Annotated in this window: 11 protein-coding genes; 5 read left to right on the forward strand and 6 right to left on the reverse strand. The window is 52.9% G+C overall.

The features are described from left to right. Positions 1-3: 3 nt before the first annotated feature. Positions 4-837 carry an SPL family radical SAM protein gene (locus tag PYCH_RS03645; RefSeq protein WP_013905487.1) on the reverse strand — a complete coding sequence of 278 codons (834 nt, stop codon included), beginning with the start codon at positions 835-837 and terminating at the stop codon, positions 4-6. 56 nt (positions 838-893) lie between these two features. Here PYCH_RS03645 and PYCH_RS03650 point away from each other — a divergent pair, with 56 nt between their 5' ends. Genes PYCH_RS03650 through PYCH_RS03660 form a run of 3 tightly spaced genes read left to right on the forward strand, consistent with a single transcriptional unit; the run spans position 894 to position 2726 of the window. After that, positions 894-1328 carry an OsmC family protein gene (locus tag PYCH_RS03650; RefSeq protein ID WP_013905488.1) on the forward strand — a complete coding sequence of 145 codons (435 nt, stop codon included), beginning with the start codon at positions 894-896 and terminating at the stop codon, positions 1326-1328. Beyond that, a complete protein-coding gene (locus tag PYCH_RS03655; protein ID WP_013905489.1) occupies positions 1309-1965 on the forward strand; it encodes a M48 family metallopeptidase in 657 nt (218 codons plus the stop codon). Before PYCH_RS03650 ends, PYCH_RS03655 begins: the two co-directional genes overlap by 20 nt. Then, the gene (locus PYCH_RS03660) at positions 1962-2726 is read left to right on the forward strand and encodes an MBL fold metallo-hydrolase (protein WP_013905490.1); all 765 of its coding nucleotides are present in this window, start codon (positions 1962-1964) and stop codon (positions 2724-2726) included. The genes PYCH_RS03655 and PYCH_RS03660 overlap by 4 nt, the downstream gene beginning before the upstream one ends. Here PYCH_RS03660 and PYCH_RS03665 read toward each other — a convergent pair. From PYCH_RS03665 to PYCH_RS03675, 3 genes are read right to left on the reverse strand one after another with little or no spacing between them, the layout of a single operon-like run. Beyond that, a complete protein-coding gene (locus PYCH_RS03665; protein ID WP_013905491.1) occupies positions 2723-3136 on the reverse strand; it encodes a secondary thiamine-phosphate synthase enzyme YjbQ in 414 nt (137 codons plus the stop codon). The two genes, PYCH_RS03660 and PYCH_RS03665, sit on opposite strands and share 4 nt — an antisense overlap. An 11-nt stretch (positions 3137-3147) precedes the next feature. Further along, a complete protein-coding gene (locus PYCH_RS03670) occupies positions 3148-4038 on the reverse strand; it encodes a thiamine-phosphate synthase family protein (RefSeq protein ID WP_013905492.1) in 891 nt (296 codons plus the stop codon). Continuing rightward, entirely contained in the window at positions 4035-5189 is a 1155-nt protein-coding gene (locus PYCH_RS03675; protein WP_013905493.1) for a CGP-CTERM-anchored Cys-rich protein, read from the reverse strand. Before PYCH_RS03675 ends, PYCH_RS03670 begins: the two co-directional genes overlap by 4 nt. 99 nt (positions 5190-5288) lie before the next feature. Here PYCH_RS03675 and pyrB point away from each other — a divergent pair, with 99 nt between their 5' ends. Together pyrB and pyrI are read left to right on the forward strand one after the other, a co-directional pair. Next, the gene (gene pyrB / locus PYCH_RS03680; protein ID WP_013905494.1) at positions 5289-6215 is read left to right on the forward strand and encodes an aspartate carbamoyltransferase; all 927 of its coding nucleotides are present in this window, start codon (positions 5289-5291) and stop codon (positions 6213-6215) included. Then, on the forward strand, positions 6216-6671 hold the full coding sequence (gene pyrI, locus PYCH_RS03685) for an aspartate carbamoyltransferase regulatory subunit (RefSeq protein WP_013905495.1): 456 nt from the start codon (positions 6216-6218) through the stop codon (positions 6669-6671). It abuts the gene before it with no gap. Between the two features lie 54 nt (positions 6672-6725). Here pyrI and PYCH_RS03690 read toward each other — a convergent pair whose 3' ends face one another. Together PYCH_RS03690 and PYCH_RS03695 are read right to left on the reverse strand one after the other, a co-directional pair. Beyond that, the gene (locus PYCH_RS03690; RefSeq protein WP_013905496.1) at positions 6726-10943 is read right to left on the reverse strand and encodes a S8 family serine peptidase; all 4218 of its coding nucleotides are present in this window, start codon (positions 10941-10943) and stop codon (positions 6726-6728) included. Positions 10944-11062: 119 nt separating this feature from the next. Further along, on the reverse strand, positions 11063-12205 hold the full coding sequence (locus PYCH_RS03695) for a M20 metallopeptidase family protein (RefSeq protein WP_013905497.1): 1143 nt from the start codon (positions 12203-12205) through the stop codon (positions 11063-11065). Positions 12206-12280: the final 75 nt, after the last annotated feature.

The raw sequence follows: 12280 nt of genomic DNA on the forward strand, positions 1-12280 counted from the left end.
AGGTTATGGAACAAGATGTGAACCGTCGCAGGTCGGCCACGAATAGTAACCCTCACGACACGAGCCGAAGGTAATGCCCTTTGCCTCTATCTTCCTCCTTGCCTCTTCAAGTATCTTAAATCTCATGTCCCTTCGGATGTAGAGGTAGCCCTCATGCCTCTCCGTGTATAGAGTTTCTAACTTTTCCATGAGCTCTGGAAACTTGGCCCGCATCCTCGCCCTTATGTCGGGCCTTAGCTTGAGAGTCGAGACTGTAATGTGCCTAACGAAGCTCAAGGCATCGAGAGTCTTGTCGAAGTCCTCCCAGGTGTAGAAGGGGATCACGGGGTCTATACGCGCGTATACAGGGATGCCCTCCCTCCAGGCCTTCTTCAGAGCCCTTATCCTTGCTTTTGGCGGCGGCGCGTTTGGCTCTAGGAGCTTCGCCTTTCTCTCATCCGCAGTCGTCACCGTTATCCCAATGGCACAGCGCAATTCCCTCAGTATGTCAAGGTCTCGCTCGAACATGTCCGACTTCGTGAGAAGCAGGCAACGAATGTCGTAACGCCTGAAGAGTTCGAGCACCTTCCGGGTTATGCCGAGCTCCCTCTCAATCGTCGGATAGGGGTCGGAGGAGTAGGAAAGTGCTATGATATGGCGCTTGTCGAACCTCCTAAGCTCCTTCTCAAGCTTGGGCAGGAGATCCTCTTTTACCCTAACGCGGAATGCCTTTGGAATGTAGCCCGTTATGTAGCAGTAAACGCAGGCGTGGTCGCAACCCGTGTAGGGATTGAGGGTGTACTTAAAGGGGCACGTGCAGAGCCTTGACCTCCAAGGGTCAAAGGGCCGGATGTACATGCTACTCCCTACGAAAATGCCTTAAAATCGGTTGCGTTCTCTTGAGGGGTGAGAACATGACGGAAGTCAGGGGGCGCGTTAGGTGGGTCGAAGGGGAGCAGTTCATCGGGAGGATAGAGGATGATAAGTGCTCGGTAATCCTTGGAGAAGGCGGCATTAGCCCCATGAAGCTCCTCCTCCTTAGCGTCGCTGGATGCACCGCCTACGACGTGGTGATGATCCTCAAGAAAATGCGGCAGCCAATAGAGGGCTTGGAAGTTGATATTAAGGGAGAGCGCAGGGAGGAGCACCCGCGGATATACAAGAGGATTCACATTCATTACAGGATATACGGGAACGTGGATGAGGATAAGGCAAGGAGAGCAATAGAGCTCAGTCAGGACAAATACTGCTCCGCATCAGCCCACCTTAAGCTTAGCGGCGCCGAGGTCACGTATTCCTATGAGATAATCCCAGCGGCAGGGGAGGGGATTGAGGCTCAGGATCGGTGACGTGGAGGTTGAATATGAAGTTGTCTTGAGGCCGACCCGCTACGTTACCATCAGGGTTAACCCGAATGGTAGTCTCACGGTGGTCTCGCCAGTCGAAGGCGTTGATGAGATTTTAAAGAGGAAGGCTCGGTGGATACGGAGGCAGCTTGCAGTAGTGGAAGAAGGGAAGAGGCTAGCCTCTCAGGGCTTCCCCCTCTTTGGCCGCTTCTACAAACCAGTAAGATGTGAGAGAACGGGAGTGGAGGGCGAGAGTCTCTGCTATTCCTCATTGAGGGCCCTTGAGAATTTCATAAGGAACTCCCTTAAGGAGAGGATAGGGGAAATCGTTGAGGATGTCTCAGGGGTTCTCGGCGTGAGACCAAGGAAGGTCTTCATCAGGGTCATGAGGACGAGGTGGGGCAGCTGCTCGGGGAGGGGAAACGTGGCGATAAACCTTGCGGCCGCGGCCCTTCCCTTTGACCTCCTTCACTACCTCGTTACCCACGAGGTAGCGCACCTGATAAGCCCCAGGCATGACGGAGAGTTCTGGTCAGCCGTGGCAAAGCTTCACCCAGATTACAGGGAGAAGAGGGGAGTTCTTAAGGTATGGTGGGTTGTGGTTCACGTCCACGAGCTCTGGAGGGAGGTTCTGGGATGAGGATCATTCTCCTTGGCTCCGGATCCTACAGCGGAACGCCAAAACCCTTTTGTGGCTGTGAGAACTGCACTAGAGCTAGGAGGTTTCCCATCTATAGAAGGACTAGATTTTCTCTCTACCTAGGGAAGCTTAAGGCGATAGTCGATCCCTCGCCGGACCTTCACTACCACCTCGAGCACCTGAACGAGAAAGTTGAGCAGGTGTTAATAACACACCCCCACTTTGACCACATTGCCGGCGTCCCGGAGCTTCAGATATTCGAGAAGCTTACCTTTTACTCTCATGAAGAAACGCTCAGGGTCGTGAAGTGGCTGCAGGAGGCCTTCGTCGGGGAGAAGAGGTGGGAGCATGTCTCTTTAAGCTTTGGCGAGTGGAAAAGCTTTGGAAACTTTAATGTCCTCCACTTTAGAACCCCTCATAAGCCGGGCGACGTCGCGGGTGGCTTCGTGATTGAGATCGGAGGAAAGAAGATAGGAATAACGGGCGACACGGGACCCGAGATCCTCAAGGACGAGAAGACGCTCGAATCACTCACAGACCTCGACCTGCTTGTCGTCGAGATGACCCACAGGGAATCCATTCCAGGCACGCATCTCGGCGTCGAAGATGCTTTAAGGCTCGTCGAGCTGACAAAGCCAGAACTTGCCGTTTTCGCACACATAAGTCACAACAACTACCCGCACGAGATCTTAGAAAGGAAGGTTATGGAGAGAGGGATAAGGGGGATCGTCGGGAGGGACTTTCTGCATCTCGACATTTAATCACCGATAGCCTGCAGTATGACCTTCCTCTTCCTCGGTCTCGTGTCGAGCTCCACGAAGAATATCTGTTGCCAAGTTCCCCTCACGAGCTCCCCGTCTATTATGGGAAAGACTAGGCTTGGGCCGAGGAGGGTGGCTCTAAGGTGAGAGTGGGCGTTGTCGTCTATCCGGCCATGCAGATAGCCCTTTTCTTTGGGCACCAGCTCTCTCAGGAGCCTTCTAAAGTCCTCAAGAAGGCCCTCCTCGTGCTCTATCGCAACCACAGCCCCTGTGGCTCCGGGAACAAATATCAGAACCTGGCCGTTGGTGATCTCACTCTCAGCCACGAAGCGCTCGACCTCGTCCGTTATATCTATTAGGTCTATTTCTCCCCTCGTCGAGAACCGGAGCTCCTTCCTTACCACCCTCATCCTTCCACCCCCTAAAGGTTCTCCTCAATCCTCCTGAGCTTCTTCAAGACATCAAACGGGTCCGAGCCAAATATGTAAACGCAGGGCTCTATCCCAAACCCTCCCCTGTCAACGACGGCGTCCAATTCCCTCTCTCGGAAGAGGGCCGCTATAGCGTCCTCAGTTTCCTCCTCACTCCTCCTCTCCTTCTTGAGGAATGCCACCCTTAGGTCGGCCCTCTTTAGGGCCTCTTCAACATCACCCCCTGCCCTTATGTTCAGCACCGAGCGGACCTCAGGCCTCACGTTCGAGACCTTTACGAGGAGCCTAGCGGTATGCCTGCTGACCCCGAACTCGGGAGGCATCGCGAAGGCCCTTCCCCTCACGACCGTTATCCTTCCAGGAATTGCGGCCACATCCTCGGGTCCTCGGGGGTTCGGCAGGGCGTAGGCGAAGTTGCTCCTTATCTCAGGGATTAAGCTTGGGAACTTTTCATCCTCAAGAAGGGAGCGGAGGGCAATTGAAAGAAGTTCAAGGATCTCTCTCCTTTCCCTACCCTTTGGTATTATCTCCTGGCAGACTATCCCCGATATCCCGGAATACCTCTCGTAGGCCATACAGAAGTCAGGATCTGCAAGCATCTCGAAGAACTTCGCTTCGACGAACTTCACAAGATCTTCCTTTTTGGCCCCCTCAAAAATCATTTCGGCGACAGAATTTGCGATCCTCTCAACCTTCTCCCCTAGGCTCCCCTCCAGCTTTTTGTAGCTTCCTGAGAGGTATTTGCTGACCATCGCCTGGGTTATCCCGAGATGTTCCCCTATCTTCGATTGTGGCATCCCCTTTGAATAAAGTATTTCCGCTATCTTTGCCCTTAAAAATGGCATGATGACCTCTGCCCAGAAGACGGAAGGCGTTTTCACTTCTTCCCCACCCCCGCCGCCAAGATTACAAGCAGGAGCATGATTCCAGGCCCACAAACGATTGTCTCGGTCGGAGTCGCAGAACTTGGGAGGACAGGAGGATTCTCAGGAGCATCGTAGGTCCAAGCTTCAGAACTAATACACTTAACTAGGACAGCGTTCTCGCTCTCGAAGTACGGCTTCCATTCGCCGTCAAACCACCCAATCCTGGAGTTGTATCCCGCACGTCCGAACTCAGCAACCTTTGAGATTTTCGCGATGTCATCTTCCGAAACGTTTAGGACTCCAATATCCCTAAGCCATTCGAGCTCTATTCTAAGGGCCTCCGAAGCATTAAGGGAGTAGGGGTCAGCGATAGGCCGGAGACCCTCTCTCTTCACGGGCTCGAACCTAAGTTCTGCGTGGCACCCGATGACGGACAAAAGCGTCTCTATCTCTCTGTAATCTTCATCCGTGGGTTCTTCCCTGTCCATGATGAGCACGATGGCATTGTACCTTGCCTTAACTATCTTCTTTGGGTCTAGGCCCTTTTCTTGTAAGCATGAAAGGAACTCCGGAGTGGGCTTCCACATGCAATAGCCATTGTAGCAACCACAAGTCGTCAGCTTGAGGCAGTCGTACCATTCCCTATAAACACATATGGATACAATCTCTTTTGCCCCCTTCCGAGTGGTACATATCTCTCCAGAACAACCGCCCGTTGCGCAGTCCGCGTCGCTCCTGCACTCCCCCCCTTGGATAGGACTCAGCTCCACGAGGTACCTTCCCTTCGTGAATCTCCATCCATCAACCGCCCACCCTAGGGACTTGGCCTTCTCCCTTACGGAATCATCGAGAGGGGCTATAATCTCCACTTCGGCCTTCAAATCCGTGGTGTTTCTCAACTCTAGGGGTATCTGGATGCGAAGGTGGAGATATGTATCATTCCACAAGATCACTATGAGGCGGGGATCGTAATGGGACCGGTAGACTATTCGCCCGTTATCGAGTAAGATGTTCTCGGCCCGAAGTAAGGGCGTGAGATCAAAGGTTATTCCGGGTTTGTTTAGCTCAACTTCGACGGCATAAGGGTCCGCTGGGGAAATGCAAGCTGATACTGGCCGGAGGATGCTGAGGAGCAGGAAAAATATCAGGATGTAGGGTCGACGCATGGGTTCTCACCAAGAGGTTATTTTTCACCCATTCCTTAAGTAACTATCTCAAAGGGAAAGGCTTAAATACGCCTGAGATCCCAGTGTGGGAGGGCTCTTATGGAGTGGAAGGGTAGGGACATTATAAGCATTAGGGACTTCTCGAAGGAGGACATAGAATTCGTTCTTGAGACTGCAGAGAGGCTTGAGAGAGAGCTCAGGGAGAAGGGCCACCTCGAATACGCGAAGGGCAAGATCCTGGCGACGCTGTTCTTTGAACCTTCGACGAGGACAAGGCTGAGCTTCGAGAGTGCCATGCATAGGCTAGGTGGGGCAGTTATAGGCTTCGCAGAGGCTTCTACGACCAGTGTCAAGAAGGGAGAAAGCTTGAGGGACACGATAAAGACCGTGGAACAGTACAGTGACGTCATAGTGATAAGGCACCCCAAGGAGGGTGCCGCCCGCTTAGCAGCAGAGGTTGCCGAAATCCCCGTTATAAATGCTGGCGACGGTAGCAACCAGCATCCGACCCAGACGCTCCTCGACCTCTACACGATTAAGAAGGAGTTCGGCCGGATAGACGGTCTCAAGATCGGGCTCCTCGGAGATCTGAAGTATGGCAGGACCACCCACAGCCTCGCCGAAGCATTGAGCTTCTACGACGTTGAGTTGTACCTGATATCGCCCGAGCTCCTCAGGATGCCGAGGCATATAGTTGAGGAGCTCCGCGAGAGGGGCGTTAAGGTTAAGGAGACGAGCGACCTTGAGGCTGTCATAGGCGAGCTGGACGTCCTCTACGTGACGAGGATTCAGAAGGAGCGCTTCCCAGACGAGCAGGAGTACCTCAAGGTTAAGGGGAGTTACCAGGTCAACCTTGCGATCCTCGCGAAGGCCAAAGAGAACCTGAAGGTCATGCACCCGCTCCCGAGGGTTGATGAGATTCACCCAGAGGTAGATGGGACACCACACGCGATATACTTCAAGCAGGTCTTCAACGGTGTCCCTGTTAGGATGGCCCTCCTCGGGCTCGTTCTGGGGGTGATTTGAATGGCCGAGCTCAAGGTTTCGGCCATTAGGGAAGGTACCGTGATAGACCACATCTCCGCGGGCAAAGGGCTGAAGGTTATAGAGATACTGGGACTTGGGAGGCTCAACGGCGGGGCTGTCCTCCTCGCCATGAACGTCCCCAGCAAGAAGCTTGGGCGCAAGGATATAGTCAAGGTTGAAGGCCGCTTTTTAAGCGAGGAGGAGGTTAACAAGATAGCCCTCATCGCTCCAAGCGCTACCGTGAACATCATAAGGGACTACAAGGTCGTGGAGAAGTTCAAGGTTGAGGTTCCGGACGTCATAGAGGGAATACTCCGGTGTGCAAACCCTAACTGCATAACGAACCATGAATACGTCACCACGAAATTTTACGTCATCAACAAGGAGCCCCTTAAGGTTAGGTGCTACTACTGCGAGAGGACAATGGAAGAAGACGAGATTCTGGCAAACCTCTAAACTTTTTTCGAAATTTTTGGCTTCAAAATTTTTGAAGAAGAAAGGGGAGAGAAATCAGCTCTTGGCCTCTTCTATGGCCTGCTCCAGTATCTTTATGGCCTCCCTCATGCTCAGGTAGGCCTTCCTGATGTACTTGATGCCCACTATGCCGGCCCTGTATGGTGAACCGTACTTCATGAACTCCTCGAAGTACTGCTCGGCCTCAGCCTTGTACTTGACGGCCTGCTCGAGGATGTCCTCACTGACGCCGAGCGCCTTGGCTTCTTCGTAAAGGTCGTTGAACCTCCTGCTGTATGCGAGGTACTTCATGTACCATATCTGAATCATGCCCTGCAGAACCATTTCGGGCGTCTTGTAGGTAACCGTTACAGTGGCCGTGGAGGCGAATTTCACAGTGGCGATTACGTAGACGTTGTTGCTACCGTAGATAACTTGGTAGTCAACGATGTTAGTGCCACTGACGCCCGTAACCCTGGAGCCCCTCGGAAGCGTGATGATGACGGTGCTCCACTCGCCGGTCTCTCCATTAAGCGTCATGGTGATTCTTCCCGGGGCCGAGTCAACGCTGGTTATCTGACCGGCTCCAAGGACTATGTGTCCCTCAGCCGCCCTGACTGCGGTGGGTTCGGCGACGGTTCTGGTGATTACCCTATGGACATCCTTGTACTCATCGCTGATCACCTGAACGTCGAAGGTGACTGCACCTAGGTTGGTCGGCGTGTAGTAGAAATCAACCCTGCCGTTCTCGGTGTAATAGGTCTCGCCGTTTATCACGACGGTGGTGGGCCCAGTCACGGGCTCAAGGGTGGCCCTGTCGAGGAGCACGAGGGTCATCTTGCTCTTTTCGCCAAGTACGGGCGTTCCGTAGAGCACTGCGACCATCTCGGGCTTGCCGACCTGGATGATCATTGGAGCGTAAGTTAGCGGTGTTCCCGTTCCAGCCTCGCTTACTCCAATTATGCCAAGGAACGTTCCTTCGCTTGGTGCCGTTACTTCAGCCGTGACGGTCACGGACTCTCCTTGCTCAAGACTTACACTCGTTGGATTGACGACAACATCCCCATTATCGCTGAGGATACGGTAGTAGAACGTGAACTCCATGGGATAGGCCAAGTACCATGGGTCTATGACGACGAGGTAATACCCGGGAGCAGGCTTGAACATTCTGAATACCTCTTCGTTCGTTGGACCAACTTGGTCGTAGTAGACCGTGTACTCGGCCTCTTGGCCATTGAGGAAGTTGTTAAGGTCAGCTAAAGTTGGGAAGTAGTAGACTATAAGGTCAAGGTCCGCGTTGTATGGGTCTTCCGGCGATGTTATGCCAAACTCTATGTAGTAGTCGTTTTCATTCACCTGGAATGGGCCCTGTAGTATTGGACTGTCTGGTGTTATTTGGAGCTGCATTATTTCAGGATCCGCTACATTGAGACCGTATCCAGCGATATCCACGCTAATTGGGGCACCGTTGAAGTTCATTACCTCCACCGGCACTTCAACGGTTCCAGGCTCCTTTATGTCCGTCTTTATAAGCTCTGGCTTAAGTGCGACTGAGTATGCTTGCACTTCAATCTCGTAATAGGATTCGTCAAGGCCAGTGTAATACTTAGTTATGACGCTCGTGTAGGCCGTTATCTCCCAGACGCCTTCGGCAGGATTCCTGACTACCCACGTATATTCGGTTGTTTCCTCTATAGCTCCAACATAAGGCCCATCGTAGATAACCCTGCCCGTTGGACTTGCAATGACGAGTTTTGTTCTACCCATTGGGTTGCCGTTCTCATCCGTCTTGAGGCGAAGTGTAATGCGGAGCTCCTGGGTTCCTCTTGGAACCTCGAAGAAGTAGTGCTTTGCTTCACCAGGTCTTCCGGTGTCACTGAGCTTCGCGGAGCTCTCGCCGTTGAGGTTCATGGGTATGTCCACGGTGACGGCGACGTAACCATCGATGTAGCTGGTGCTCGGGTCATCGATGTATATGAGGCCGACGTACGTTCCGCTCTTCTGGAGCTTGGAATAGTCTATGAATATGGAGAACCTTCCGGGCGTCGAGCCGCCTGCTTCGACCCAAGTGACGTTCGGGATTATCCAGTCAACGCTTGTGCTTATCCTGTATCCCTTGACAGATTTCGTCAGGTTAAGTCCGTGGCCGGGGATGTAGTCCATCGGGTAGAAGTATATAGGCACGACGCGCGGCCTCTCGTTCCTTATGTAGACACCACGGTAGAGGTACGGCAGGCCGAGGTTGTAGAAGTAGCTGCCAAGTTGGACATGATACTTGGAGAGCGGTATCTCTTTCTCTCCCATAATGTCCTTGAAGCTCGTGAAGGTAGTTCCGGCATAGATGTACGTGGTCGGCTCCTGGCTGAGCTCTTCGAGTTTGGCTATGGCCTTGTCAACCTGAATGAGACCGAAGCCTTGGTCTATGAGTGTTCCGTTGACGGGCTTCGCGGTGAGCTCGAGGGCACGCTTTATCATTATCGGATCGTACCTGATGCCCTTCTCCCTCGCGTAGCTTATCATTAGGGCAACGGCACCGCTGACGTGCGGGGTGGCCATCGAGGTTCCGCTCCAGAATCCGTAATACCTGTATGGGTCCCCGTAGAGAACCGTGTACCACATCGGAAGACTCGAGAAGATAGCAGTTCCTGGGGCTATGACGTCTGGATCGAGGAGACCGTCCATCCTAGGACCTCTGGATGAGCTCATTGCAGGTCCATTAACTACTCCAGGGAATCCATATAAGAGCTCCCACCTTTCGCTCTCCCAATAGTTTCCAACCGTTATAGCCAAGTCGCTATCTGCTGGAGCTCCGACTGTATTTGTCGTTGGACCCTCGTTTCCAGCGGCTATGCTGAAGACAACGCCATAGTAGTCAGTCAGGTAGTTGACATAGAAACTGTAAGGAGTCTCAAGTCCATCATTGTACTCCCTAAGGCCGCCAAGGGACATGCTTATGACATCAGCTTCATCGCCGCTCATTGGGACTTCATCGGGGCCGTAAACGGCTGCGTATATCATTCCATTTATTATCCAGCTCGTCCGACCAAAGCCTCCCTCACCAGGAAGGACTTTGACCTCAATGAGCTTGGCGTTGGGGGCAACGCCATAGACGCCGTTGAATACAGGGTCGTTCGAAAGGCCAACTCCAGCTATGGTACCACTGACGTGGGTTCCGTGACCGTGGCTATCCCACATAAAGATGGCGTAGCCATCCTCGGGATAGAACCGGGCAAAGGCTACGGTGACCATCGTCTCTGGGAACTGAATGTAGTCCCCAGTGTCGTCGAAGAGCCTCATCGGGGTTTCGTCCGTAAAGTTGTTGTCGAGGTCAGTGTCGATGTAGGCTATGAAGTTACCGCTCTGGTTAACTATGAGAACCGGATACACGTCGCTGAGGTCGCCAAAGAGCCCGAGGTTATAGGGGTCATTGGGAGCGGCGTTGAAGTTGTTGAAGTCGAAGTACCTCTCAGGCAGGAGACCAATGTAGTACCTGTTTCCTGGGATGTTGCCGACGTAGTAGCTTGTCAGAGTATATTCAGTGTACCTTGTCTGGTGACCGTAATAGAGATAGTAGGACCCCCAGTCAATCTGAACGATCTTGTTAACAGTTATATAACCATCCGTGACAGTGCTCGTGTTGTAGTATATTTCGACAATTCCCTCGTCACTGGCATCGTATATATCAATTATCTTCCTCTCGCCGTTGAGGTCAATCTGGAGGAAGGGGTGAGCAACGTCAACGCCCGTGTCAAGAACAGCGACGATAACGCCATCACCGTAGACACCGTAGTCCTGCCACGCCTTAACGGCATCAATCGTGTAAACGCTCATGAACATGCTTGGCTTCTCCATATCTTCGGAGTTGACGGCGAGCTTTTCAAGGTACTCCTCCCTCTTTTCTGGTTCTGGAAGCTTAACGATCCTGTCTTTCCACACCCTGAAGATTCCTGGAATGCTCTTGAGGGCGTCAAGCTTATCCTTTGGGAGCTCAACGACGATGAACTTGTATTCGGGCTTGCTTATCGGGTCAACGTGACCGAGCTTCTTGAGGGCCTCGTATACCTCCATCTCGTAGCCGTCCTTCGGAGCCACTATGAGCCTTAGCGTGTCCTCTTGGGACAGCTTGAGCCTCTGTATCTGCAGGTCAAGGATGTTATCGGCTGGGGATTCTTGAACGTTGAATGACTGCTCATTGGCGGCCGCCGGGGTGAAGAGGGGCACCGCTGAGACCAACATAAGTAGTGCCACGAGAACGCTTAGTGCCCTTTTACTCATCTATCGCACACCCCCAGCTAGTAGTTTCATCATTACCCTACATAGCGGCAGGGATATAAAAGTTTCGGCCCATGATTACCTTTTACAACTACCGATGTCAAAAATTGAGCGGGAGTGACTTAAAGCATGAAAGCTATCCCAACTTCGAGCGCTGTTCCAAAGGGCAAGGCATCCTCATCCACGTCGAACTTCGGATGGTGATGTGGGTACACTATTCCCTTCTCTTCGTTCTTTATTCCCAGAGCTATGAAAGTCCCGGGAACTTTCTGGAGGTAGAATGCAAAGTCTTCAGCCCCCATCGTTTGCCTAACTTCGCTCGTCTTCAGCCCAAGCCCCTCCGCGACCTTCTTGACGAAAGCGGCCATACTAGGGTCGTTTACGGTGGGCGGGCCAAGCTCCTCAATGGAAAGCTCCAGTTTCGTGTTATGAGCCCTAGCTATTCCCTCAAGGATTTCTCTTATCCTCTTCTCCACCAGCCTGCCGACCTTGGGCTCGAAGAACCTGTAGGTGCCCTCGAGCTCGACGCTCTCCGGTATGATGTTAAAGGCTGTCCCGCCACTTATCCTACCCACCGTGACTACGGCACTCTTAAGCGGGTCCACTTCCCTGCTCACTATCCTCTGAAGTGCCAAAACCATTTCAGCTGCTGTCGGAATCGGGTCGTTTGACAGGTGGGGGGCTGCACCGTGTCCGCCCTTGCCCGTAACCTTAGCCCAGAACTTGCCTACACCAGCGAGGAAGGGGCCTTCCCTAATGCCGATGAGGCCCGATTCTAGCTCCGCCCAGACGTGAATGCCGAATATAGCCTCGACATTCTCCAGGGCTCCAGCCTCAATCATCTTCAGGGCCCCGTTGCCTCCCTCCTCAGCCGGCTGGAATATCAGGCGAACCCTGTTTGGCAAGGCATCGGAATGCTCCGCGATTATTTTTGCAGCTCCAAGGAGCATGGCGGTATGGGCATCATGACCACAGGCGTGCATCTTCCCAGGAACCCGGGATTTATAGGGAACGTCGTTCTCTTCCTGAATGGGCAGGGCGTCCATGTCGGCCCTGAGGGCAACCACCTTTCCCTCGCCGATCTCGGCTATTATGCCAGTGCCGACCCTCTTAATCCTGTAGCCCCACTCTCTCAGATGCTCTTCCACAATTTTTGACGTCCTTTCCTCCTCATAGCCGAGCTCGGGGTGCATGTGGAAGTCCCTTCTCCAGCTTATTATCTGGTCCTTTATGGCAAGGGCTTCCTTCAGGGGGTCGAAGTTCATTGCCATCACCATCTAAACATGTTCATAATAATTGAAATATCTAACGCTGCCCAAAATCCTTAAACGTCGGTGGCT

The sequence above is a fragment of the Pyrococcus yayanosii CH1 genome (assembly GCF_000215995.1).
In the GTDB taxonomy this organism is placed as follows: Archaea; Methanobacteriota_B; Thermococci; order Thermococcales; family Thermococcaceae; genus Pyrococcus; species Pyrococcus yayanosii.